Source organism: Laceyella putida (genome assembly GCF_042665195.1).
GTDB classification, from domain to species: Bacteria; Bacillota; Bacilli; order Thermoactinomycetales; family Thermoactinomycetaceae; genus Laceyella; species Laceyella putida.
Map to the genome: position 1 here is coordinate 35,117 of NZ_JBHTBW010000032.1, position 23,919 is coordinate 59,035.

25 protein-coding genes and 1 pseudogene are annotated in these 23,919 nt (G+C 50.0%); 17 read left to right on the forward strand and 9 right to left on the reverse strand.

The window, feature by feature from the left end; all coding sequences use genetic code 11:
* Window positions 1-77: 77 nt before the first annotated feature.
* A complete protein-coding gene (treR, locus tag ACFQNG_RS11205; protein WP_379865037.1) occupies window positions 78-782 on the reverse strand; it encodes a trehalose operon repressor in 705 nt (234 codons plus the stop codon).
* 471 nt (window positions 783-1,253) lie between these two features.
* On the opposite strand from treR, the gene hfq reads away from it, so the two are divergent.
* The 3 genes from hfq to ACFQNG_RS11220 all read left to right on the forward strand — a co-directional run bounded on the left by hfq (window position 1,254) and on the right by ACFQNG_RS11220 (window position 5,112).
* Window positions 1,254-1,511, forward strand: coding sequence for an RNA chaperone Hfq (gene hfq / locus ACFQNG_RS11210; RefSeq protein WP_379865039.1), 258 nt, complete (start codon window positions 1,254-1,256; stop codon window positions 1,509-1,511).
* Between the two features lie 1,076 nt (window positions 1,512-2,587).
* Window positions 2,588-4,093: a glycosyltransferase gene (locus ACFQNG_RS11215; protein ID WP_379865041.1), complete on the forward strand. Its 1,506-nt coding sequence runs from the start codon at window positions 2,588-2,590 to the stop codon at window positions 4,091-4,093.
* A 14-nt stretch (window positions 4,094-4,107) separates the two neighbouring features.
* On the forward strand, window positions 4,108-5,112 hold the full coding sequence (locus tag ACFQNG_RS11220) for a polysaccharide pyruvyl transferase family protein (protein WP_379865043.1): 1,005 nt from the start codon (window positions 4,108-4,110) through the stop codon (window positions 5,110-5,112).
* Here the strand turns inward: ACFQNG_RS11220 and ACFQNG_RS11225 are convergent.
* Window positions 5,105-6,109 carry a glycosyltransferase gene (locus ACFQNG_RS11225; RefSeq protein ID WP_379865127.1) on the reverse strand — a complete coding sequence of 335 codons (1,005 nt, stop codon included), beginning with the start codon at window positions 6,107-6,109 and terminating at the stop codon, window positions 5,105-5,107. The two genes, ACFQNG_RS11220 and ACFQNG_RS11225, sit on opposite strands and share 8 nt — an antisense overlap.
* A gap of 132 nt (window positions 6,110-6,241) precedes the next feature.
* Here ACFQNG_RS11225 and ACFQNG_RS11230 point away from each other — a divergent pair, with 132 nt between their 5' ends.
* On the forward strand, window positions 6,242-7,480 hold the full coding sequence (locus ACFQNG_RS11230) for a glycosyltransferase family 2 protein (RefSeq protein WP_379865045.1): 1,239 nt from the start codon (window positions 6,242-6,244) through the stop codon (window positions 7,478-7,480).
* Between the two features lie 20 nt (window positions 7,481-7,500).
* Here the strand turns inward: ACFQNG_RS11230 and ACFQNG_RS11235 are convergent, their stop codons facing one another.
* Window positions 7,501-7,698 (reverse strand): hypothetical protein, encoded by a 198-nt coding sequence (locus tag ACFQNG_RS11235; RefSeq protein WP_379865047.1) that lies wholly within the window; start codon window positions 7,696-7,698, stop codon window positions 7,501-7,503.
* An 18-nt stretch (window positions 7,699-7,716) separates the two neighbouring features.
* Window positions 7,717-8,142, reverse strand: a complete 426-nt coding sequence (locus ACFQNG_RS11240; RefSeq protein WP_379865049.1) for a hypothetical protein — start codon at window positions 8,140-8,142, stop codon at window positions 7,717-7,719.
* A 111-nt stretch (window positions 8,143-8,253) separates the two neighbouring features.
* Between ACFQNG_RS11240 and wecB the strand changes: the two genes are divergently transcribed.
* Window positions 8,254-9,360 (forward strand): non-hydrolyzing UDP-N-acetylglucosamine 2-epimerase, encoded by a 1,107-nt coding sequence (wecB, locus tag ACFQNG_RS11245; protein ID WP_379865051.1) that lies wholly within the window; start codon window positions 8,254-8,256, stop codon window positions 9,358-9,360.
* Window positions 9,361-9,507: 147 nt separating this feature from the next.
* On the forward strand, window positions 9,508-10,200 hold the full coding sequence (locus ACFQNG_RS11250) for a class I SAM-dependent methyltransferase (protein WP_379865053.1): 693 nt from the start codon (window positions 9,508-9,510) through the stop codon (window positions 10,198-10,200).
* Window positions 10,201-10,429: 229 nt separating this feature from the next.
* On the opposite strand, the gene ACFQNG_RS11255 is transcribed toward ACFQNG_RS11250, so the two are convergent.
* A complete protein-coding gene (locus ACFQNG_RS11255; protein WP_379865054.1) occupies window positions 10,430-10,564 on the reverse strand; it encodes a hypothetical protein in 135 nt (44 codons plus the stop codon).
* A 278-nt stretch (window positions 10,565-10,842) separates the two neighbouring features.
* Between ACFQNG_RS11255 and ACFQNG_RS11260 the strand changes: the two genes are divergently transcribed.
* The 6 genes from ACFQNG_RS11260 (at window position 10,843) to ACFQNG_RS11285 (ending at window position 16,590) form a co-directional block, all read left to right on the forward strand.
* Window positions 10,843-11,526 carry a hypothetical protein gene (locus tag ACFQNG_RS11260; protein WP_379865055.1) on the forward strand — a complete coding sequence of 228 codons (684 nt, stop codon included), beginning with the start codon at window positions 10,843-10,845 and terminating at the stop codon, window positions 11,524-11,526.
* A gap of 295 nt (window positions 11,527-11,821) precedes the next feature.
* On the forward strand, window positions 11,822-12,034 hold the full coding sequence (locus ACFQNG_RS11265; RefSeq protein ID WP_379865056.1) for a hypothetical protein: 213 nt from the start codon (window positions 11,822-11,824) through the stop codon (window positions 12,032-12,034).
* A gap of 146 nt (window positions 12,035-12,180) precedes the next feature.
* Window positions 12,181-12,786, forward strand: coding sequence for a hypothetical protein (locus ACFQNG_RS11270; protein WP_379865058.1), 606 nt, complete (start codon window positions 12,181-12,183; stop codon window positions 12,784-12,786).
* 132 nt (window positions 12,787-12,918) lie between these two features.
* Window positions 12,919-14,481: a long-chain-fatty-acid--CoA ligase gene (locus tag ACFQNG_RS11275; protein ID WP_379865060.1), complete on the forward strand. Its 1,563-nt coding sequence runs from the start codon at window positions 12,919-12,921 to the stop codon at window positions 14,479-14,481.
* A gap of 260 nt (window positions 14,482-14,741) precedes the next feature.
* The gene (locus ACFQNG_RS11280; protein WP_379865062.1) at window positions 14,742-15,362 is read left to right on the forward strand and encodes a hypothetical protein; all 621 of its coding nucleotides are present in this window, start codon (window positions 14,742-14,744) and stop codon (window positions 15,360-15,362) included.
* Between the two features lie 487 nt (window positions 15,363-15,849).
* Window positions 15,850-16,590 (forward strand): YheC/YheD family protein, encoded by a 741-nt coding sequence (locus tag ACFQNG_RS11285; protein ID WP_379865064.1) that lies wholly within the window; start codon window positions 15,850-15,852, stop codon window positions 16,588-16,590.
* 59 nt (window positions 16,591-16,649) lie between these two features.
* On the opposite strand, the pseudogene ACFQNG_RS11290 reads toward ACFQNG_RS11285, so the two are convergent.
* From ACFQNG_RS11290 to ACFQNG_RS11300, 3 genes and pseudogenes are all read right to left on the reverse strand, one after another.
* Window positions 16,650-16,904: pseudogene (locus ACFQNG_RS11290) on the reverse strand (GNAT family N-acetyltransferase); the annotation flags it as partial.
* A 154-nt stretch (window positions 16,905-17,058) separates the two neighbouring features.
* Window positions 17,059-17,481 carry a hypothetical protein gene (locus ACFQNG_RS11295; RefSeq protein ID WP_379865066.1) on the reverse strand — a complete coding sequence of 141 codons (423 nt, stop codon included), beginning with the start codon at window positions 17,479-17,481 and terminating at the stop codon, window positions 17,059-17,061.
* Window positions 17,478-18,218: a class I SAM-dependent methyltransferase gene (locus ACFQNG_RS11300; protein ID WP_379865069.1), complete on the reverse strand. Its 741-nt coding sequence runs from the start codon at window positions 18,216-18,218 to the stop codon at window positions 17,478-17,480. The genes ACFQNG_RS11295 and ACFQNG_RS11300 overlap by 4 nt, the downstream gene beginning before the upstream one ends.
* A gap of 246 nt (window positions 18,219-18,464) precedes the next feature.
* On the opposite strand from ACFQNG_RS11300, the gene ACFQNG_RS11305 reads away from it, so the two are divergent.
* Window positions 18,465-19,406 carry a tyrosinase family protein gene (locus ACFQNG_RS11305; RefSeq protein WP_379865071.1) on the forward strand — a complete coding sequence of 314 codons (942 nt, stop codon included), beginning with the start codon at window positions 18,465-18,467 and terminating at the stop codon, window positions 19,404-19,406.
* Window positions 19,407-19,462: 56 nt separating this feature from the next.
* On the opposite strand, the gene ACFQNG_RS11310 is transcribed toward ACFQNG_RS11305, so the two are convergent.
* Window positions 19,463-19,930, reverse strand: coding sequence for a cupredoxin domain-containing protein (locus ACFQNG_RS11310; RefSeq protein ID WP_379865074.1), 468 nt, complete (start codon window positions 19,928-19,930; stop codon window positions 19,463-19,465).
* A gap of 262 nt (window positions 19,931-20,192) precedes the next feature.
* On the opposite strand from ACFQNG_RS11310, the gene ACFQNG_RS11315 reads away from it, so the two are divergent.
* From ACFQNG_RS11315 to dprA, 4 genes are all read left to right on the forward strand, one after another.
* The gene (locus ACFQNG_RS11315; protein WP_379865076.1) at window positions 20,193-20,324 is read left to right on the forward strand and encodes a hypothetical protein; all 132 of its coding nucleotides are present in this window, start codon (window positions 20,193-20,195) and stop codon (window positions 20,322-20,324) included.
* A gap of 253 nt (window positions 20,325-20,577) precedes the next feature.
* Window positions 20,578-21,738 carry an ADP-forming succinate--CoA ligase subunit beta gene (gene sucC, locus ACFQNG_RS11320; RefSeq protein ID WP_379865079.1) on the forward strand — a complete coding sequence of 387 codons (1,161 nt, stop codon included), beginning with the start codon at window positions 20,578-20,580 and terminating at the stop codon, window positions 21,736-21,738.
* A 37-nt stretch (window positions 21,739-21,775) separates the two neighbouring features.
* Window positions 21,776-22,681, forward strand: a complete 906-nt coding sequence (sucD, locus tag ACFQNG_RS11325) for a succinate--CoA ligase subunit alpha (protein WP_379865081.1) — start codon at window positions 21,776-21,778, stop codon at window positions 22,679-22,681.
* Window positions 22,682-22,745: 64 nt separating this feature from the next.
* The gene (dprA, locus tag ACFQNG_RS11330) at window positions 22,746-23,843 is read left to right on the forward strand and encodes a DNA-processing protein DprA (protein WP_379865083.1); all 1,098 of its coding nucleotides are present in this window, start codon (window positions 22,746-22,748) and stop codon (window positions 23,841-23,843) included.
* The last annotated feature ends 76 nt before the right edge of the window (window positions 23,844-23,919 follow it).

Consider the following 23,919-nt stretch of genomic DNA (forward strand, 5'->3'; position numbering starts at 1 on the left):
AAAACTCATATATACAAGTTATGAGAAAGGGTTTTTTTCATAAAAAAAGCATACCCATCTGCTTGATGAGTATGCTTTTAGCGTCGTGCCACATCGGAAAAATAAAACTTATCCAGGCGATGACGCGATTCCGTGTATTCAAATTGTCTCCCATCATATAAATGAGTAAAATTTTTTACTACAATCACATGGTCCGTTCCGTTTAAATCCAAATATTTTCGATCCTCTTCCGTACAAGGTTGCGCCTCAATCACACGGTGTGCGTAGCTGATATGAAGTCCAAGTGTTTTTTCAATATATTCGTAGATGGAAGACTCGGCTATTTCTTTGGTTAATCCTGGTACAATCTCAGAAACAAAGTAGTTGATATCCAGGATCACATTCTCTCCTTCAATGTTGCGAACCCGTTTAATGAGGTCGACCTTTGCATTTCCTTTTATATTCAACAATTTCGTAAGAGGGCGTCTAGCCGCTACTTGTTTCATCTCCACCACGGTTGTCACGATATCCCCATTGAGTCCTTCATACACCTCTTTAAAACTTACGATCCCACCCAAGTGAAATTCAATATTTTTCTTTCGGAGTACGAACATCCCTTTTCCATGAATTTTTTGCACAAACCCCCGTTCTTGGAGCAGATCAACTGCTTTCCGCACAGTGCCTCGGCTTGCATCAAACTCCTTCATCAGTTCCGTTTCTGAAGGGATTTTATCTCCTTCTTTTAGCTGACCATCTTCAATTTGTTTCAAAATCGCGCTATAGATCATTTCATACTTACTCATGCACAATCCCCTTTTTCAAGTAGATACCGATATTATCATAGCAGATGATGAAGTGTTCACACATTACGTTTTGGAATATATACCTTAGTGAGAAGTTTGATCCTTGCTTTGTGAAAGGTTGAATTTTTCTATATAACCCAGTTTCAACCGGATTCCCCCAAAATACTACTATACTGAACCCATGAGACCTCAGGCGAATTCCAAGTTATGATGAAGGGGAACCCGAATCGTGAGCTGAGCGAGGAGCGCTGAACACGTCGAGGCCCAGGATTGGCGTAACTCCTTCCATCAATGGGCTGTCTTGGTTGGGGGGCCCAACCGCTGCCAAAATGTTTTACCGCCGCATCGGCGAACCGTTGTTTGGAATATTAAAAACAAACACTGACAACAGCTAATTCTCGGGCATCTATTTTCTCAATTTTCAGACTATGATAAAATGAGAGTATCCCTGGAGAAGGAGGGTGATGATGCTTGAATAATCATGACATTCAAGATGCCTTCTTAAATCAGCTGGTGAAAGAAAAAATTCCGGTGACCATCTTCTTGACCAATGGCTTTCAATATAGAGGAATCATCATTGGATTTGATACATTTGTCGTCATGTTAAGTTCAGAAGGTAAACAGCACATGATATATAAACAAGTGATCTCTACCATACAACCTTTTAGGAATGTTCAGTGGGACCTCTTCACTGGGCGGAATAAGTTAAGCCAGAATGAAGATGTGTGATAAACGGAGATGGCCCATCGCTGTTTATCCATATCCAAAATCCCGTGAAAACGGAAAACCCACATCTTGATTTCATCGTAAAATATCGCAAACACTCTGATTTCCACTCTATCATTTGCTGTTTTGTCAGGCGTTTCTCCTTATGTTATTTTAGTTGGCTACATGTTATTTACGGTTTATTTCAAAAAACGCAAACCTGATGGGTGAAATGGCGGATGGCAGAGAAGGAGTGGGAGGGGACATAGGGACCGGTGAACACGGAGACAACTGACTTCGCGATCACCGGTCCCTAAGTTTGTTCACAAGGTGGGAAGGGGTAAGAGGGATTTTGATGGAGTGGAGTACACATGCGCAAATGTTTTTTCATGACCCGTGAATTGATTTTTATGACCAAACAGGCTTTTACAACGATTTGTTTTTTTGCGAAAGCGATGGTTTTGAGTTCCAACAGGACTTTACCTCTGCCCCGAGTGGATCGGCGGCGTTTTGATGGGGATTTTTAAACTAAGGGATCGCCGGACGACACGATCCTTGATTCTTATCGCCAAACGGACTTTTATCTTGATCCTTCTTTTATCAAGTTTTAGGGTCATTTCGCTTCTTCTTCCGGCGACAGTTGCAAAGGCAAATTGGCGGTTTCCTCTTCACGGCTCTCAATCTCAATCAACGGACTGGGTTGAAGTCTATAGCGGTCAGTAATCGCCATGTTTTGATCCTCCTTCATGTGGGGTCTATCATTTGCAGCATTGTATGCGATGAAAAGCGCCATCGCATAAGCCGGTGTCTCTTCACAAGGGTTTTTCGTGAAAAGGGGCGGTGGCCACTGGCGGAGAACCGCTTCAGGGGAAATGTGGGCATGCGAGGGCAATGGATGGAAGAGGAAACGTGGGCTGAAGAATGACAGAACAAACCCGGATATCCGAATCCATGGCGAAGACCGTGAGACAGTAAGCAAGGCGGTTCCAATCCCATGGAACCAAGAACAAAAGCGTGCTTTCTATGAAAATAATGCCCGAACCAACAACGCTTAAAAACATAGAATAGAGTAACAAAAAGATTGGAATTGAGGTGGACATATGGGACTTGTGATCTATCCGCCCACGATTGATTGGACGTACATGAAGCAAAGACCCCAACAATTGATGTCGCAATTCGCCAAGGACGGCCATACGGTTCTGTTTTTCAACAAACACAACCAACCCGGCCCCGTGGTCGAAAAAGTGTCGGATCATCTTTATGTCATTAACCATACGGAATATTTTATGAAACACATCTATCCTCATTATGCCAACCAGCCGACGCTGTATTGGTGCTCCTGGAGCAAAAAAATCCCTTTCGCTTCTTTATTTCATTCCGATTATGTCGTTTACGACTGTGTTGATGATTTTCCCGAATGGGACCATGACGAAAAGCTGTATGTCGACATGGCCCATGCCATTGTCTGCACAGCAGATAAATTGGAGCAGAAAATGAGGCGGTTATGCGTCGATAAGCCAATAGAAAAAATTCCCAACGGATGCGATTGGGACTATTTCAATCAAGTTGCGAGAGACCCAAACAAGGTGATGTCGGTTCAAAATCTCCCGCCAGCGAGCGGCCCGAAGATTGGCTATATCGGGGCTTGGGCGCCTTGGGTCGATGAAAGCCTCATCCAATACGCTTCACAACAAATGCCGCATGCGCAAATCCTCATCGTCGGTCCAGTGTTGAGGGAAGAGGTGAAGTTTCCGAGGGATAATGTGTTTCTCTTGGGCCACCAGAATTACGAGGCCCTGGCTTCGCTTCTCAGTTATATCGATGTGTGCATCATTCCGTTTCGCATCAATCGCGTTACGGAGAGCACCAACCCCATCAAAGCCTATGAATATTTGGCCGCTGGAAAGCCCGTCGTTTCCACGAATCTTCCCGAAGTCCGAAAATTGGTTCCCTATGTGAGGATCGCCAATTCAAAAGAGGAATTTGTCTCCCATCTCCTCACCGCGTACCGGTTGAAAGATCGGGATATCCACAAGCGATCCGCCTTTGCGCAAAGTTTCAGCTGGTTCAACCGTTATTTGCAAATCCGTTCATTCTTGGCGACCCGGTTCCCCGCCTTCTTCCAAGTTCAAAACACCATCTCATTGCATCAAACAAACATGAGATCATTTACCTTGCCGCTGCAATTCTGTACCGTCAATTCCTATTTCACCAATCACAATCTCAGTAAAGATCCTGTGTTCATCGGGGAATGGAAACAAACCGAATACCGTTGTTTTTTGCAAATCAGCCATAGGGCGCTGAGGCATTTGAACAAACCGCCGCGTCATGTTTATCTTGAGCTGGATTCAACGGCTGGCCTGGAAAACTACGAAATAACCGTCTCTTCTGTGGCCCAACCATGGGTGAAATCCGCACTTACCTTTTCCAATAAGCCAAGCGGCGATGCGCTGGGAACCTTTCGGTTGGCCCGCCCGTTCAATGAGACATATTCTATTGATATCACCGGAATCTGGCATCGGGAACTGCTCTCTTTGGAACTGTCCAGCAACCAGCAGGCCGTCTCATTTGTCAATCCGAGACTCACATTTATCACAGACAGTTAGAAGGGGGGATAACGATGAAAATATGTGTTTGTGGATATTTTGGCATGGGCAATTTTGGGGACGAATTGTTTTTGAAAACGTATCAACAAGTTTTTTCCAATCACCATGTTTTTAGTTGGGAGCCTTTTTTGGACACGAAACAAATCGATGCGGTCATCATCGGCGGAGGGGATCTGATCACCCCGTATTGGTTTAATCAACACTATTTCCCATCCGATTTGGAAAACCACCCCACCTGGATTTACAGTGTGGGCATCGCCGACTTTTATCCTTTGGAAACATGGCCGGACCAAGAAGTTCAAAAATACAGGGAGCGAACGCAAAAAGCGGTCAGGTTTGCGGTAAGGGACGAAAACTCCGCCAAGCTGGCGCGCAACATAGGTTTGCACCATCAAGTCGACATCGTGCCTGATGCCGCGTTTTCATATAAAGTAAATCCGATTCCCATCGAAAAATTTTCCATCAAGCCCATTATTGGAATCTGCATCCATTCATACGAGCATTTTCCATATGGGATGGTGAGAGATGTGCTTGCCGGTTGCGGCCAAAAGGGTTATGATTTCCTCTTTATTCCGGTGATCGATCGGGCGGTGAATCCCTATGCCGATGTTCCGGCTTGCCGGAAGCTGATGGGCATGGTCCGTGAAAAGTGCCCCGACGCGAACGTCCATATTCTTGAAATTGCTTACTTGGATCAGATCTGCAATTGGTTGAAAGCCATCGATTATTTGATTTCATTTAAGCTTCACCCGTCCCTGATTGCTGTCCGGGAAGGAACGCCTGTCTTGTGCATCAACAGCCACAGCAAAGTGAAGAGTCTCATGTCCAAGTTTGGCCTGGACGACTTCGTGATCAAGGAGAATGTTTCCAAAGAGCAGTTGGAGAATAAGCTGTCCTCCTTTTTGCAAACAGGCAAGGAAAGGTTGCAAAAAGCTGTGCCATTGGTCAACCGGGCGGTTCAAGCAAGCGGTGCCAGCCTGGAGCGGCTAAAAAAGGACATTGAGGATTACTTCAAATAAGCTCCGACAGCAACGCTTCCGCTTGAAGGCTGCGGGTTTCCCAAGTGTTTTGTAACGCATATTCAATTCGGGCACACGGATCTCCCGGATCGAATATGCGTTTTTTTATTTTTTCAATGAATTGGTCATGGGTTGGGGCGATGTCCACATGGGGGCGCATCAGGCGGCATTCCGGCAAATCCGTTGCAATCACCGGTTTCCCCGCGGCGAGATATTCATAGGCTTTGACTGGATTGGTGGCCAGGGTGATGGGATTGAGCCGAAACGGAATGACGCAAACCGAAAACGCTTGAATATAGCTGGGCAGAAGCTGGTGTGGCTTCAGCCCGAGGTAACGCACGTGGGGCAAACCATTGTGATGGAATTTCTTTTGGAATTCGGCGCCAATCACGACTACCTTCCAAGCGGGATCGATGCAGGATATTTTACGAACCAGTGCCTCATCAATCCAAGGGGCCCATGCGCCCACATACCCAATCAGCTTATTGTTTTGTTCATCCATCAAATCAACTGGAATCTCTCTCTTTTCCGTCTTATGTAAATTCATCTCCGGATCATATCCATTCCGGATCAAGACCAATCTTTTGTGTGGAAACGTTTTTTGCAACCGAAGAAATAATCGCTGTGAACTGCATACAATGGCATCGGCGATGGCCACCATTTCTTTCTCATGGCGGATCCATTCGCCAAAATCATCCGCGCAATCGTAAACGATCCAATCGGCCTGATAAGAAGACAGTGTGTTCGCCAACATGGGATTGTTGCACCAGACACCGACGGAGTCATAACGCTTCCGCAACTTGGGCCAATCAGATCGCAACCAGTTCTGGTGATGATGGACAAGGGTGAGATTGGGTTCGATTTCTTCCGGCGCCCGATCAGTCTGCGTCCGATTGCAATAATAGACGACATGGCCTTGTTTCGCCAGGCGGGACATGAGCTGTTGTGGCCGTTGCTTCATCCAATTCCAGTCCATCAACGGCGGATAAATGATCACAGGCAAACCTCTCCCCCCCTTTAACTGATCTCGTTCTTATGTATATATGTCTCCCTTGATTGAAAGAAGCACATTTTTCTGTTGCATGACATAGGGTATGGATAGATCCACTACCCAAAAGGAGATTGCCGCGTGTTGACGTTTATTCTGGACAATGAAGACCCTTGGGCCATGGCCAAAACCACTTCTTGCCTGGGGAAGACGCCGTGTGAAATCGTTCCGCTCAAAACGGAGATCGCTTGGCGGATGCAGGCCTGTCTGACCCACTATCGGGAGCCTTTTTTCTTAACGTTTCGCGCTGGGGATCAAATCAAACCGGGATTCTTTCAGAAAATGGGCGAATGGATCCGCGATTTGTCGGAGAACTGCGCTGGGTTGATGGCTGGAACAAAAGAAGGCCTTCTCCTTCCGCTTGTGTGGAGGACCAAAGCGGTGAAGTCCCTATCCATATCCAAACTGGACCATTTCCCTTTCGAACATTATGCGTTGCAGGATCTTCAATCCCGATTATCCGTGCGTTGGCGATGGAAAGAGGTTGATTCCGACCACTATCTCCCCAATCCCGTCGCCCCTCCCAAATGGATGAACCGGGAGACGGAATGGCAACTCACCAAACCGCTCCTTTACACCCGTCCTCCCGCGGCAAGAATGAACGGCAGACCCACCGTCTCCATTGTGATCTGCACCTATAATGATGGGGGTTATCTGAGTTGGGCCATCCGCAGCGTATGGGCTCAAACGAATCCCGATTGGGAGCTGATCGTCGTCAACGACGGGTCGACGGATCAGACGCGGGAAGTATTGTCCTCCTTTCAAGGGGAGCCGCGGCTGACCGTGATTGAAAACGGCAAAAACCTGGGGAAAGCGAAAAGCCTCAATCGCGCATTGGGAGCGGCGAAAGGGGAGTGGCTGTTGGAATTGGATGCGGATGATTGGTTGACCGTTGATTGCGTTGAGCAGATATGCACACACGCAAGCAAACGCCCCCATGCCACCCTGTTCTACGGGAACCATCATGAATGGAGGGAAAGAGCCAATAAAACATTGGTTTACAGCGGCTTGAGACACAACCCTTCCCCCATAAACAAAGAGGAATTGTTGTCAACAGGGCTTCCTCTGGCGCCGAGATGCTATAACACTTCCATCTTGCGGAAAATGGGGGGGTGGCTGTGCTCGGACCCTTTTGAAGGCAGGCTTTATGAGGATTTCCAAATGCTGCTCCGTCTCGAAAAGCAGGATAAGGTCCACATCCCCCTCGCTTTATATCATCGGCGCATTCGCAAAAACAGCATCACGCATCGGGAAGCTGAAAAATATGCCATTTGGAAAAATTGGGTTAAAGAAAAAGGCTCGGCAATGAGCGAGCCATGATATGAAACGCCTTCCTGTTTTTATGCCACCAGCACCCTGACATAGTTGATGCTGGCGATGCTTATCTCGATGGGGGGTGGTGGTACATAACCATTAGGTGGCTGTACCGTTATCGTCGCATCGTCAACGGCCAGCAGTCGCCCTTCATAATAAAAACTGTTTGTGGCAACCTCCACATCTCTGCCGATATAAGCGGATAGAGCTTCACGTAAATTCATGGTTCAACCTCCTTTGGTTTAGGCGACTCCTTCAATATTTCTGATTGGAATGAATACGAGATTGCCGGTCGCTTCCTGTACCTGGACAAAATCCGTGCCAACTAATTCCAACACCCCCGTGATCGCGGTTCCGCCAACTTGGACCGTCACGGTTTGGCCGACACGTCCGGCCAGTTCATTTCTCAGGGCGATGAGTGGCCCGATAAACACCAATACATCGGCCATTTGCGCTTGCAATTGCTGAATGGCCCCCAATGCGGTGTTCAGTTGCCCTTGCAATTGTGGGATTGTGTTTGTTTGCCCCTGTAACTGCCTGACTAGTACGAATAATTGTTCAACCCTGTCAGTAAGAAAATGTAACCACCAAAATATCTTTTTTAATACAAATCTCTTTTTGGGTCGTCGGCAAAAACTGCTGATCGATAACTCTTTTTGTGTTTCCACTATGTCTGCCCCCTTTTTTTGCTCGTTATAACATATGTTTTTCGCCTTTAATTGGCGACGCGGAATAATAAATATATGTTTTTATACCATATATTTCTTGGAGGGGACGCGATGAAAGTTATGACCGTGATCGGCACAAGGCCGGAAGCGATCAAAATGGCCCCGGTTCTCCGCTTGCTGTCGAGCGATTCAACCCTCGATAGCGTTTGCGTCAACACGGCGCAACACAGGGAAATGATCGACCAGGTGTTTGATATTTTTTCAGTCGCGCCGGAGTACGATTTGAACGTCATGAAGCCGAACCAAAGCCTTGATGCGCTGACGAGTGAAATCATCACCAAGACTTCGTCCATCATGAAACGGGAGAAACCCGCCATCGTGTTGGTGCACGGGGATACCACCACCACTTTTTCCGCCGCCTATGCCGCGTTCATCAATCAAATCCCCGTGGCCCATGTGGAAGCGGGACTTCGAACCTATGACATGGCCGCCCCGTTCCCGGAAGAGATGAACCGCCAACTCGTGAGCCGGTTGGCCAGGTACCATTTTGCCTGCACAGAAGAAAACAAAATGAACCTGCAAAAAGAAAACATTGACCCTGAACATATTCTGGTTACCGGAAATACCGTTATTGATGCCCTGTTGGAGACCATTAAAAAAGAATTTGTCCCACCCTCTTCTTTATCCTCCGTGTTTGGGAATGAAGGGAGAATGTTATTGGTTACGACGCACCGCAGGGAGAATTGGGAAACGCTGAAAAATATCTATGCGGCTTTGAACCGGGTGATTGAGGAACATTCCGATGTTTGCCTCGTTTTCCCCGTTCACAAAAATCCGTTGGTCCGCTCGCAAGTAGAGCGCTTTCTAGCGGCAAATGAACGGGTGCACATGTTGGAGCCATTGGATTACATGAGTTTTTGCCACTTGATGAAAAAAGCGCATATCATTCTGACGGACTCCGGGGGAATCCAGGAAGAAGCTTGCGCTTTGGGAAAGCCGTGCCTGGTGACGCGGGAAAGGACGGAGCGCCCCGAAGGGTTGAAAACGGCCGGGATCAAGCTCGTTGGCACCGATACGGGTCGGATATGCGAGGAGCTCCGTCGATTGCTCACCGATCCCTCTCATTATGCGCGAATGTCCAACGCCGACAACCCATTTGGCGATGGCAGGGCGGCGGAAAGGATTGTACAGTTTATCAAGCGAAAGCTTTTGGCTTGACCATTCCCAAGAACATGCGAAAAGTGCGCAGGCAATGACTGGCATCCGGGACGTGCATCTATCTTTTTCTTTTTAAGTCATATCACCCTTAAATATCTTCTCTCTGAAACATATTCTACAAGGAATACTCAATAAGGAGGAACCTCGGTGAAACTTTCAATCTGGGCCTCATTAACCCCACAGCAGAGATTGGAACATGCGCAACAAATCATTACCCGCTTCCACCAACTTCGGCCGCACAGCTACTATATTGACAAATACCGGGATGCCGAAGCGGATTATTGGTTTCCCATCCTGCACCAGCTGGACAGCCAACTTTCCAAAGGCCCGCAGCAGAAAGTGTTGGATGTGGGGCCGGCCTACGGCACCTTGCTTCTGTATGCCGCGCTCTGGGGAGCGAAGGGATACGGTATGGATATGTACCACCAATATTGGTCCAAGGAGTTGGAACAAAATTATTCGATTGAATGGGCGCAAAAAAACATTGAAGCCGATGATATTCCTTGGAAGGAACCATTTGATGTTATCCTGTTCACCGAAGTGTTGGAACATATGAACTATCATCCGGGGCCCGTTTTCCGGAAATTTTTTGATGCGTTGAAGCCGGGCGGCGTTTTGTTCCTCACCACTCCTTGGGCCCGTGCCTATGCCTCCAGCGTAAATCCCGATTTGTCGCAGATGCCCCATTACCAACCGGGAATGCAATTTACAGATGACGAACATAAGTACTATTCGCTGGATGAAATCATGTGGTTGGCCAAAGATGCGGGATTTACCGCTTCGTATTTGGACATATACAAAAATCACCTGCTTCTTGTTCTCAAACGTCCGGAAGCATAAACAAAGGGGGGGGCAGAAGCCAAGGGGGTTTTTCGCGGAGAAAAAACAGATCGCCATGCAGTTGCGGCGATCTGTTTTTATTAGGGCGTGTCTGATAAATATGTCGGCGGCTCCAAAACCGTTTTCCCATTCGCTTCACGCGTGACGAGGCGCTCATCGGGAAAAGGTTTTTCCGCCTCCTCCCATTGGTCAACTTGATTTGCCAGACACGCCCTAGAAAATATGTAACCTAGTCCCGGCCCATTCTTGCCATCAACCACGTTCCCAAAACAAAGACGAGCGGAATGCCGACGAAGTTGACAAGGAACCCGTTAAACGTTTGAGGGCTCATGTTGGCGATCGTTGCAACGGAGGACAGACCCATGGTTGTTCTCACCTTTCAAGTAAAAAGTGTTTTAAAACCGCTTATATATTTTGTTCATTCCTGTGTTGGTTTAGTAATTCCAATCATGCCATGGACTGATTCGCCTTAAAATATTACACCGCATCAAGCGGATTGAAGAAAATCCCTGCTACTTTTCTCTGAGGTGATTTTATATCTGTCTAGTTACCGGCACAATTTCAGTTTTATAGACGAGAGTGGAAGCCATTCTCGAAATTTTTTATAAGATGTAGTAACTCTTGAGAAAGGAGAGGTTTAAAATGAGAGCACAACATTTGTGCAGAAAAAGAAAAAGATGTCACCGTCATATCCATCACTTCAAGCGCCGCTGCAAATGCAAGAAGATCATCTGCTGCAAACCAAAACGCAAGGTGGATCGTTTAAGAGTGGTGCCCGCGTTTGGGACGGCGATCACTGATCCGGCGCTGATTTTTACAGACGTGTTGGGCATTCCGGCTGGCCCTACGCCATTCACCAACTTTCAACCTGTGGTGGCGGAGAATGTAATCGTTGAAAACACGGGAATCCGGATACAAAGACGCGGTTGTTATGAAGTGGGGGGAGCGGCTTCGATCATTGTGTTTGTCGGCCTAGCAACTTTAACAGCCCCTCTTTCGATTGCCTTGACATTGAATGGAACGGTGATTCCGGGAACAGAGACCACACTTGTTGCCACGGGCGGCGTTTTGGATGTGGGGGTAACGTTTACCACAGAAATCCCAGAGAGACAAATATTCTTGAGAGAAGGCGACTTGATTGATTTGACGTTTATTGCCGGCGCAGCTGTTGCAGCCGTTGCAGTGGGCATCACGGGTGTCCTCGGGGTGGGCAGAGTTCCCAACTTCAACTGCGGTGGCAATGGATTCACAAACAGATTCACAGATGGATTCTCAGATCGATTCGACCCAAATAGATTCTGCTTCCCCCTAAAAGATTGCGATTAATCAACGAAGCCGATGAGAATGATACGGGTATGGACGCCCGTATTCAAATCTGGTAAATCTCCCAAACGCTCCATATCGGAGAAAACGGAATCCATTCCAACTCCGATTTCAAACTAAGAAGTCCAACAACCGTACCGGCTAATGAATTGACTGACGATAACGGAAAGAATGCGACCGACTTCCCATGTTTGAATGGAAACAGCATCGCTGATCTTTTCCATCATGGGGATTATGCAGCAAGTAACGGCCAAAGATGCGTGGAGCGTTTGCATTAAACATGGGAGATCTGAAATGGATGAATGGGCTGAGCCACTCTTTTGTGCGGAAGAACCATTCAAGAAAAACCAGCTTCCCCTCTCATCCGATCATTCATTTGAAAAAACGGGCCATTATTGAAAATGGTTCGTTTTTTTGTTCAAATCCCTTTTTGGCCTTCAGTGAATGTGACATGACCAAAAGCCGTGTAAATGTGATGGCGATGGAAAAGTATCGCAAGCCGTTGGTGTAAAAAGCCGTTGGCGACACAATGAATGGAAGAGAGGATTTTTAATTGAACGGGTCACCGGCACAATTTCAGTTTTATAGACAAGAGTCGAAGCCATTCTCGAATTCTATCATATGATGTAGTAACCCTTAAGAAAGGAGAGATTTAAAATGAGAGCACAACATCTATGTAGAAGAAAAAAAGATTGCTTTACTATTGTTAAGCGCCGCACGAAATGTAAGAAGTTCATTTGCTGCCCGAAAAAAAAGCGTCGCTTTGTCCCGGCGTTTGGGACGGCAATCACTGATCCGCCGCTGGTTTTTGTAACAGCACTGGGCATTCCAACTGGTAGTACGCAATTCACTGGTTTTCAACCAGTGGTGGCGGAGAATGTAACCGTTGAAAGCACTGGAATCCGGGTACAGAGAAGTGGTTGTTATGAAGTGGGGGGGGCAGCCTCTTTGGTCGTATTTGTCGCGGCCCTTGTAGCGACAACTGCGCCAATCCAGATCGCATTGACGCGAAATGGAACGGTGATTCCGGGAACGGAGACCACGCTTGTTCCTACAGGTATTGTGTTAGCTGTCGGAGCAACGTTTACCGCTGAAATCCCCGAAAGACAAATTTTCTTAAATGCCGGAGACTTGATTGATTTGACGTTTACTAACACAGGTGCAGCCATCGCTACAGTTGCAGTGGGCGTCACGGGTGTCCTCGGCGTGGGAAGAGTCTTTGACTCCAATTGTTCGACTAATGGATTTGGCTTCCCGATTTAAGATACTCACAACTAACCAAGCCGACGAGAAAGGATGCGGGCATCGATGCCCGCATTCTTCTTTTTTCTACAATAAACAGAAAATTATGATAAAATGGATGGTAGTCGAACTCCATTGGAGGTGGTTGTCCAGGTGATCCTGACCAAAGCGTTGATCCGGGCCGCAAAGAACGAAGGCAAGCGGACGGCGGTGGTGGATGGTGATGTGACGCTCACGTATGGTGAATTGGCCGAGCGGGTGAGCCGCTTGAAGCAAGCGTTGAAGGCTCAGGGAATCGGCAAGGGGGACCGTGTCGCCTTACTTCTGTTCAACGATTTTCGGTACCTGGAATTGTTTTACGCCGTGACGGCGCTGGGCGCGATCGTGGTGCCGCTCAATTTCCGCCTGGGCCGGCTGGAGATTGTCGAGCTGTTGCAGGACTGTACGCCCAAGGCCTTCTTTTTTCATCCGGAATTTGCCCCCATGCTGCCGCAGATCGCAATGCGGGTGATGTCGATCCGCCTGTTTGTGCGGGTGGATGGACAAGCGGGGGCGGAGTCCGGGTTTATCAAAGAGTATGAATCGCTGTTGCGGGGAGTTGCGCCCCAGCCGCTCACGTATGACGGGGTCGCGCCGGACGACGTGGCGGGAATCTTCTATACCGGGGGCACGACGGGCCGGCCCAAAGGGGTGATGTTGACCCACGCCAACTTGGTGAGCAATGCCTACCATGGGGTGGTGGCCTTCCGCTTTGACCGTTCGACGAAGTATCTCCATGCCGCCCCGATGTTCCATCTGGCCGATGGGGCGTGCACGTTTGCGGTTACCTTGGTCGGCGGGGCGCATCACCACCTGCGCGCGTTTCAGCCGGGGGCGTTTCTGGAGTGGGTGGGGCGCCACAAGCCAACCGCCTGCCTGTTGGTGCCGACGATGGTCAACCTGATTGTGAATGATCCCCATGTGGAGGAGGCGGATTGCTCCTCGCTCAGACAGTTGGTCTACGGTGGCTCCCCCATGCCGGTGGAAGTGTTGCAGAAAGCGCAGGCGCTCTGGCCGCACATTTCTTTCATCCAAGGCTATGGCATGTCGGAAGCGGCGCCCTTGGTTACTACGTTGGCTCCGGAAGACCATCAGCCAGCGGATAGCGTGCGCCTCGCCTCCTGCGGCCAACCGATTGTCGGGGTGGAAGTGAAGCTGGTGGATGAACGCGGCAATGAAGCGGGCGTCGGGGAAGTGGGCGAGATCATCGTCCGCGGGCCCAATGTGATGAAGGGATACTGGAACCAGCCGGAGCTGACGGCCGAAGCAATAAGGGACGGGTGGTACCATTCGGGGGATTTGGCGTACCGGGATGAGGAGCATTATTTCTATATTGTGGACCGCAAGAAAGACATGATCGTAACCGGAGGGGAAAATGTTTACTCGGTCGAGGTGGAGCAAGTGCTGTACCGACATCCCGTTGTGGTGGAAGCGGCCGTGATCGGTGTGCCTGATCCGGTGTGGGGCGAAGCGGTGAAGGCGATCGTGGTCAAGCGAAACGGGCCGGAAGCGGATGAACAGGCGCTGATCGACTTTTGCCGCAGGCAACTTGCCGGGTTCAAGGTGCCGAAAAGCGTGGAATGGGTCGATGAACTGCCCAAGAGCGGAGCGGGGAAGATATTGAAGCGCAAGTTGCGGGAAGCGTATTGGGCGGGGCGTGAGAAAAAGGTGAATTGAATGACGAAAGGAACCGGGGCGGGAGCGCTCGGTTCCTTTTTCTGTATATGGTTGACAGACCAAAACGTTCAGTTGTTCACCCATGGTGATTGTAAATTTCATTGAATTCTTAAGGGGTTTTTTGTTCATCAGGGGCATTTGAATTATGAAATTACCACAAAAATAAGCGAATGTAGTGGGATGATCGCCGTGGTGGCAAAGGCTGGGCGTCCGTAGTATAGAAGCAAACCTAAGGTTTATCACCACAAGGAGGGCTTTAAATGAACAGAAAATGGCCTAAACTGAAAGCTAGTTGTTTTAAGCGCGGATGTTTTCCGCATCATAAAAAATTCCACCACTGCAAGCGGGAGAAAGGGCTGTTGACCGAGTTTGACGCGGATGTGCGGGGTGGCAGATCGCAACCGATACCGCTGCTCTCTAGTGCTACCAACGGCAATGTCGGTTTCAGCAATATCTTTGAGCCGGAGATAGCGCAAGTGAGTGTCTGCCTCGACGATCGTAGCGATCGCGTCTGGTTGACAGGGACGGTTGTCTGGGCGGGTTCAGGCACGGGAGGACCGGATCGCATCGCTGAATTTTTCCTTACACGCACGGTAGAAGACGGGCAGGAGTCAGAGATCTTTTCCGTAGCAGATAACGCCCCCGCTGGTGGAGATCTGGGAAATCCCGTCACTACCACCTTTACCTTTGTGGATGAAGATCCCATTAATACTGTCTGCGAAAATGTCGTCTACAGGCTCAGAGTGAGAAACATTTCAACAGGTCCCGCAGCCACAGGGGAAAATCGCACCATCACGGTCACCGGCCCCGTTGTCTTGACCGCGGCTGAAATTGAAGAGAACAAGAAACGCAGAATTCACCCGAGTTGTTGCAAATGCTAACTAACTGAGGGGATTGGAGCTACTGGAAAGCTGCCGCACCTGGCAGGCCAGTAGCTTTTTTGTTTGCAAACCTTTTTTCTAATAAATGATATGATGGTGCCGACGAGTTTGTGAGGGTGCATCGGCAGATTGATGCATGCGCCCTATTCATGCACGATAACGATTGATAGGAAACCAGATCACCCAGCAGATTACCATCTTTATTCCATGCCAAAGAACCGCTTCTTCACCGCGGTTCCATTTTGTTTTGATCATCGGTAAGCGGTTTTTTGCGTTTATCTCACCCGCATCGTTTTGAATGCCTGAAAAATATCAACAGCGATGTTTCAAGCAACAGAGTAGGGAAAGGAGGCTCCAAAATCGTTTTCTTGTCCAATAAAGCCCCGTCTGATTTTTGTCAAACCGAACAAAACAGGGTTATGCGACCACGCCTCCGCCTCCTTTCTTGCATAAAGTGTAACAATTGAGGTGAAAGGAGGGGGGCGGAATGGGAAGTGTCATCAGCAAATGGAACAATGCGATGATTCTGTGGCGCGATCCGGAACTGAGGCAGCATATTCCGGTGACGGTTCCCTTGACGAAACAGCATCTGCACGGCATGTTGCAAGAGTTTCCCTTTGTTTATTTGAAACCGGACAATTCTTGCCAGGGAAAAGGGCTGTTCCGGATCGACCGCATGGGTCCAAACCGTTATCTCATGCGTGCGCGCGATGTTCAGCTCGAGTTGAAATATGAGAATTTCACCAGAATGTGCAAAGATCTGCGTAACGCCAGGATGAGGCGCCCTTATATCATCCAGGAAGGAATCAGCAGCCAAACGCCCGGCGGCGCGATGATGGATATTCGCGTCCATTTGACGAGGGTTGACGGAAAATGGGAGATCGCCGGCCTGGTCGGGCGGGTGGCCCAACCGCGGAAAATCGCGACCAATGCTTACAGCGGAGGAAAGTCGGTGCACGTGGACGAGTTATTGACGAAGGAGATGGGATATTCGGAAGAACACGCCCAACAGACGATCGAAAAGTTAAAAAGTATCTCGGAACGGGCGGTTCAGCGGATCAGCGCCCGTTACCCGAGCTGGTCCGAGTACGGTCTGGATATCGGAATCGACAAGCAAGGCCATTTATGGATATATGAAATCAACATTCGGCCTGGCACCTTGGTTTTTAAGAACTTGAGTGCGGAATCATGTGAACGGGTGTTGGAACTGCGCAAAAAGGCACGTTAATCAGGCCCGACATTTCTCGCGCGCTTGGGTGAGAGGAATGTTGGGCCTTTTTGCACTTGTCAGGCTTCCAGCATTTTCACAAACAGGACCCGATCGTTGCCGGGACCATCATAGTCCGGATGAACGGGAACGCCGTCCCGGACGGTGTCGCTCGGTTCCAAGTGAAAGCCCATCTTCCGATGAAAGGCGATGGAAGTTTGGTTGACAGGGGAAGTGACTGCGCGAACCTGATGGCAACCATGCGATTTGCAAGATTCGAAAAAGAGCCGGTACAGTTGCCGCGCCAACCCCTGCGTGCGAAAATCGGGATGGACGCCAACTGCTCCATCCGGCCTTGAACATCACCAAAAGCCGATTAAAGGGGCATGGCGAAGAACAGGTGTAGGGCTCCTTGCGCCTATTGGGAAACGTCCGGCACATGGAACAGCGGGTAAGGATGGGATGCGCGATCCTCGCCCCGGCCCCATCCTAAGGGTTGGCGAACAAATCGGGATATTCAAGCATGAAGGCTTGGACGACAAGGGGGTATTCCTCGTCGGCAATTTCTTTGATCTGTTCATCCCGCACTTCAAAAAAGTAGAGATCGGTTTGCGGCCGCTCCGGGTGGACATACATGGCCATCAACCGCTTTCCGTATTCAAAGGTGGCGCCGAGGGTGGCCAAAAACGTTTCCTCGTCCGTTTCCAAGCGCTGGAAAAATATTGGTTCAATCTCTTGCAAGACCATTTCCGCGTAAGTGTCCCCGGGAAATCGCAACGTTAAGGCCTCTGTTGATTCATCCTCCACAATGTACAGGTTCCGCTTATGCTCTTTTTTCCACAAGAGCAGGAGATGTTTGACATGGCGATGGATAAACAGATACTGGTGAGGTGTTTGAAAGCGTATATTCATGCCTTCTCCCCCATGGAACGGACGGATGCCTTGCGGGCGGCGAAGAGGGCCCGGTTTCCATGAAGGTGCAGGCAGGTTGCGACAAATCCCGCTTCATTTAACCAAGCGAGGTGTTCGTCCAATGTGACGGGAAGGTCCCCGCGTCCTGAGACGATCGCTTGGTGTTCGACAAAGGTCTCTCCTTCATGCGGTGCCACCTGTGACCGGTAGACGCGGTCCTGGCGTTGCCACAGGGTTTGGTACAGAGGCCAGAGAAGGGGTGACGGAACTTTGATCCGGTCGAGCAGCAGGAACAGGCCTCCCGGTTGCAACCGATCGCAAATGGCGGAGTATGCCCGCTTCATTTGTGCCGGAGTCAAATGATGAAGGGCTTGGACGGAGAAGACGCATTGGTATGAATAGTCGGGAAGAGGCAATTGGTCCAAGTCGGCGAAGTCTCCCACATGGGTTTCATATCGGTTGGCATACGGCCGGAGCCGTTCATGCGCCAATTTCAGCATTTCCGTGGAACTGTCCACGCCCACCACCCGAGCTTCCGGGATTCGCTTAAACAGTTGTTCTTCCACCAGTCCCGAACCCATGCCGAGGTCAAGCAGCCACTGATTGGGTTGGAACGATGCTTCTATGACGGAAAGCAAGATATCCAGTTGCTCCGCGCGCAGGGGATTGTGCAAACCGGCATGGTTTTGGTCCCATTGTTTCGCTTCGCTCGGATCATTCCAATTATGACGGGACATGCGAACCCTCCTTAAAAATTTCTTCCATTTAATTAATTATAGCAAAAAAAGACGACTCTCTTGGCAGAAGCGGATCTCGATCAAATAAACATGTTTGCTTCACAAACATCAACCGACACGAGAAGGAGATCTACCAACAGCGGGTGGCGTTCCTTTGTTGCGTCACCCATCTTATTTGCGTCATGGCACAGCCCGATCTTGTCATTCATAACATGTGTTATATGGTTCAAAGGATGGGTGAGTTCGATGGCCGTGATCCGCAAAAATCAAGCTCACATGAGCAAACGGGAAAAGCAAAGGTTTGTCCGCGCTTTGCTTGCCCTTAAACGGAAACCGAGCCGATTCTCCGCCAAATGGGGTCGGTACGATGATTATGTGTTTATGCATTTGAAGTCGATGGAAAAGATGACCGCCACTTATCCGGGGTGGGCCCACCATGGCCCGGCGTTCTTGCCGTGGCACCGGTTTTTGCTGTTGAGTTTGGAAAAAGATTTGCAAGCCGTTGATCCGTCCGTCAGCATTCCCTATTGGGATTGGACCGTGAACAGGCACCCGCGTGATCCCCGCGGCCCGTGGACGGATGATTTCATGGGCGGTTCGGGTGACCCCAAGTTGAATTACCGCGTGACGACCGGGCCATTCGCTTATCCCAATTGGAAGCTGGTCCTGTTTGACCATGATGAGCCACGCCTTCCTTATTTGCGCCGCCAACTGGGGACGGGTCAGGGAAGCCGCGTCGCGCTTCCCACAAGGGCGGAGGTGGAGCGGTGCTTGCGGGAGAAGCCGTACTACCGGGCTCCGTGGCGGGCGGCGCTCAACCTGCACAAACCCAATAAAAAGCCGACCCGACCCAGCTTTTGCAATCGCTTGGAAGGTTGGTACGGCCAAGGCCACATCCATAATATCGTGCATCGTTGGGTGGGAGGGGCCGCACGCGGATCAATGGTATGGATGAGTTCGCCCAATGATCCGGTTTTTTGGCTCCATCACGCCAATATTGACCGCTTGTGGTCCAAGTGGCAATCACTACATCCCAAAGCAGGGTATCGCCCGACGGGACAAGGGAGGGAGCGGGGGCCGCGCGGGCATAACCTGCATGATGCCATGGAGCCGTGGAAATCGATGGGGTTGAAAGTGACACCGGCGATGATGATGGATGTGGATAAGTTGGGCTATCGCTACCGATAGCATGCAAAAAGCCAAAATGCGCTCATTTCATGGGTGGGCATTTTGGCTTTTCAGTTTCAGGACGGCACGACGGTGATGTAACCGATCATCGGTCCTTCGTGTTGGTCCGTCATGTGATTATGGCAAATGATTTCAAACGTGCCCGTTTTGTCGGGGGTAAATTCCACCGTGGTCACTTCCCCTTTCTTCACGGTGCTTTTCACATGAAAGGAAGGGATGGAGAAGTGATGCTCTTTCCCATGAAAGCCATGGATATGGAAGCGGATCTTTTCCCCTTTGGCCACGGTGACAAAACCGGGGTCAAACCGGTACACTTCCACTTCTTTTCCGGCGTGGTTCGCTTTGTATTCCACTGTAAACAAGTGGATGTCGCGGGTGACCGCTTTTCCATTGGCGCGAGCGGTTGAGTTGCCCATCGTCGGGGTATCCTGATACCAAGGAAAATTGGGACGAAACACGGCAATGCCGAGCAAGATGAGTCCGCTCGCCACAAAAAGCACCAGCCAATTGGTTGATTTGATCAATTTGTCTCACCTCACTTTTTCGCATGTAACGGAACGTTGGATGATGCAGGGAAAATTTACCTATTATTTCCCTCTGTTGATCAATATTTCCTTTTCGGTTTGAGAAATTAACGTTTCCGCTTTGTTCTTCCGCTCGCAAAAGTGGTGTTTTTTGCTATAATGACAGGTGGGAAAAACGAGTGGGAATGGTTCCGCTTTCATTCTCCCGCGTTGATGAGATGCTCCCATTTCTACATAGTGGAATGGTGAAGGAGGTTACGTCATGGAAAAGAAATTTGTGGATACCAGCCACGAAGATAATGATTTTATCGATTTTATGGTTGCGGCCGGTGGCACCACTGTCCTGTTGTTGGGCATTTTCGTTGTGGCCACTGTGATTCAACTGATGATGTAATTTTGTTGTATGAGGGGGTTTCTGGGTGGAAATCCTCTCTTTTTTTGATGGAGCCGGAGTTGGCGTAAAAGACCGGTGGTTGGCAAAAAAACACACGTGAGCTATACTTCAAGATGGGTCAAACAAGTGAAGTGCTTCAGCCCTATTCCAAAGATCAACATTTTTGTAAGGGGATTCAATTTGGATCGGATGCTGATACATAGAATGGAGACGCGTTTGGCCATGATTGACCATGGATTGGAGGATCCGGGAAATGAACGTTCATGAGTATCAAGGGAAGCAAATCCTGAAAAAATATGGTGTTGTGGTTCCGAACGGTCATGTCGCTTTCTCTCCGGAAGAGGCAGTGGAAGCGGCTGAGCGTCTCGGTGGAGACCTGTGGGTAGTCAAAGCGCAGATCCACGCGGGTGGCCGCGGCAAAGCGGGTGGCGTCAAGCTGGCGCGCAGCATCGATGAAGTGAAAGCGCACGCGACCGAGTTGCTCGGGAAGAAGCTGGTGACGCACCAAACGGGGCCGGAAGGGAAAGAAGTCAAGCGTTTGTTGATTGAAGAAGGTCTTCCAATTGAGAAAGAGTACTATGTGGGTGTGGTGATCGATCGCTCGACCAACCGCGTCGTGATGATGGCATCGGAAGAAGGCGGTACGGAGATCGAAGAAGTGGCGGAAAAAACGCCGGAAAAGATTTTCAAGGAAGTGATCGATCCGGCTGTGGGCATGATGCCATTCCAAGCCAATCGGTTGGCTTACAACATTAATATTCCGAAAGATAAAGTGAAGCTGGCCGTTAAGTTCATGCTTGCCCTGTACCAAGCCTTTGTAGATAATGACTGTTCTTTGGCAGAGATCAATCCGCTCATCACGACGAAGGATGGACGCGTGATGGCACTGGATGCAAAATTGAACTTTGATTCCAACGCGCTCTTCCGCCATAAGGACATTTTGGAAATGCGTGACCTGGATGAAGAAGATCCCAAAGAGATCGAAGCGTCAAAATTTGATCTCAGTTATATCGCGCTCGACGGCAATATCGGTTGCATGGTCAACGGGGCCGGACTGGCCATGGCCACAATGGATATCATCAAGCATGTCGGCGGCGAGCCGGCCAACTTCCTGGATGTGGGCGGCGGCGCCACGGAAGACAAAGTGCGCGAAGCGTTTAAAATCATTTTGTCCGACCCGAACGTAAAAGGCATTTTTGTTAATATTTTCGGTGGAATCATGAAATGCGACGTCATTGCCAATGGGGTGGTCGGCGCGGCGAAACAAATCGGTTTGGACCGTCCGTTGGTCGTGCGCTTGGAAGGGACCAACGTCGAACTGGGTAAGAAGATCCTGAATGAGTCCGGCTTGGCCATTGTGGCGGCTGATTCCATGGAAGACGGCGCGAAGAAGATCGTGGAACTGGTTAAATAAGGAAATACGGAACGCCCGAGAAAGGTGGGTTTTTAAGGTGAGTATTTTTGTTAATAAAGATACAAAAGTGATTACCCAGGGAATTACCGGAGCAACCGGTTTGTTCCACACAAAGCAGGCGCTGGAGTACGGCACCCAAGTGGTGGGTGGGGTGACCCCGGGCAAAGGCGGCACCGAGGTGGAAGGCGTGCCCGTTTTCAACACGGTACGGGACGCGGTTGAAGCGACCGGGGCAAACGCTTCCGTTATTTACGTACCCCCTGCGTTCGCCGCGGATTCGATCATGGAAGCGGTTGACGCTGAACTGGATCTGGTGGTTTGCATCACCGAAGGGATTCCCGTCTTGGACATGGTCAAAGTGAAACGGTACATGGAAGGCAAGAAAACGCGCCTCATCGGGCCAAACTGCCCGGGCGTGATCACCCCTGGCGAATGCAAGATCGGAATCATGCCGGGATACATTCATCAACCGGGCCATGTGGGCATCGTTTCGCGCAGTGGAACGCTGACTTACGAGGCGGTTCACCAACTGTCCACACGTGGCATCGGCCAATCCACCGCCGTGGGCATCGGGGGCGACCCGGTCAACGGCACCAACTTTATTGATTGCTTAAAAGCGTTTGAAGCCGATCCAGACACCAAAGCGGTGGTCATGATCGGGGAGATCGGCGGCACGGCCGAAGAGGAAGCGGCGGAGTGGATCAAAGAAAACATGACCAAGCCGGTCGTCGGCTTTATCGGCGGACAAACCGCTCCCCCAGGAAAACGGATGGGCCATGCGGGCGCGATCATCTCCGGCGGAAAAGGAACCGCGGCTGAGAAAATCGCCACCTTGACCCGTTGCGGCGTGACCGTGGCGGCCACCCCGGCCGTCATTGGCGAAACGCTGGTGAAAGTATTGGAAGAACGAGGGTTATTGGACGCTTGCACCACAGGTAAATAACAACAATGCACAAGGGAACCTCTCGCCGGGTTCCCTTATTTATTTGAAAGAGGAAGTGACTTGTATGGAGAAGCGCGAATGTTGTATCATACTGAGTCAAGTGGATGGAATTGGGTGGCAGACGGTGGACCGGTTCATGCAGATGGCCGAGGTGCACACGCACTTAAGTGTGGCCGATCTGGTCGACTTGTTAAAAATGCTGGGAGTGGACGAGCCGCTCGTGGCCCGGGCGAAAGCGCGCGCCGAGCCCCGGGCCTTATCCCGCCAAGTGAAAGAATGGGAAGCCAACGGCATTCATGTTATGACCCGCTTTGATGATGAATATCCCATGTTATTAACGGAAATTGCCCAGCCGCCATGGATCTTATACTGCAAAGGCGACCGTTCTTTGCTGGGTGAACCGGGCGTGGCGGTGGTGGGGACAAGAAAACCGACCCCGTATGGCTTGCGGGTCACACGCCAATTGGTGCAAGCGTTGGTTGAGCGGGGACTTGTCATTACCAGCGGCATGGCCAATGGGATTGATGGAGAAGCACATCGCACCGCGTTAAAAACGTCTGGACGGACCATTGCCGTACTGGGGGCGGGCATTGATGTGATCTATCCCAAAAATCACCGCGTCTTGTATGAGGAATTGGTCAGCCGCAGTCTCGTCATATCGGAAATGCCACCGGGCACACCGCCGCATCCGGGCTTGTTTCCTCGGCGCAACCGCATCATCAGCGGATTGGCCCATGGCACGTTGGTCGTGGAAGCGGCGGAGCGGTCCGGTTCGTTGATCACCGCGGATTTCAGCATGGAACAAGGGCGGGAGGTATTCGCCGTGCCGGGTCCCATTACAGTAACCCAAAGCCAGGGAACGCTGAAATTGATCCAACAAGGAGCCAAATGCGTGCGCTCAGTTGAAGATATATTGGAAGAGATTCCATTTGTGGCGTATGATCAAGCCATTCAAGAGAAAGATGAAACTTGTCCGGACTTGACAGAAGCGGAACAGTGGCTGCTTGAACAGATCGCTCATGATCGGCCCATGTCGATCGACGAGATCATGGGCGTGGGCGGAACGAAGTGGGAGTTTGGTCAGATCCACCAATCCCTGCTCAGCTTGGAATTAAAGCGCATGATTGCTTCCATGCCGGGTGGGCAGTACATTCGCAAATAGGCTCGTTTCAGTTGAATAATGGATGACAAATTTGGTATTGTTACAGATACGAGTGTAAAAACTCTGTGGAAGAAAA